This window comes from Bacillus sp. AFS098217, from assembly GCF_002551815.1.
Taxonomy (GTDB): Bacteria; Bacillota; Bacilli; order Bacillales; family Bacillaceae_G; genus Bacillus_A.
Map to the genome: position 1 here is coordinate 1 of NZ_NVPR01000108.1, position 219 is coordinate 219.

The 219-nt window shown below is 52.1% G+C and carries 2 tRNA genes; both read right to left on the bottom strand.

What is annotated here, in order from left to right:
• Nucleotides 1–38: 38 nt before the first annotated feature.
• Nucleotides 39–111: transfer RNA gene (locus COO03_RS22930), tRNA-Thr, on the bottom strand.
• Nucleotides 112–115: 4 nt separating this feature from the next.
• Nucleotides 116–190 (bottom strand) — tRNA-Asn (locus COO03_RS22935).
• Nucleotides 191–219: the final 29 nt, after the last annotated feature.

Below are 219 nucleotides of genomic sequence, written 5' to 3' on the forward strand. Positions count from 1 at the left end.
ACTTGACCAACGGGCCAAAAGTTGTAATACTGTTCCCAAGCTTCCAACCGGGCTTGAACCGGTGACCTCTTCCTTACCATGGAAGTGCTCTACCAGCTGAGCTATGGAAGCATAATGGCTCCGCAGGTAGGACTCGAACCTACGACCGATCGGTTAACAGCCGATAGCTCTACCACTGAGCTACTGCGGAATAATGCAAGCCTGGCAACGTCCTACTCT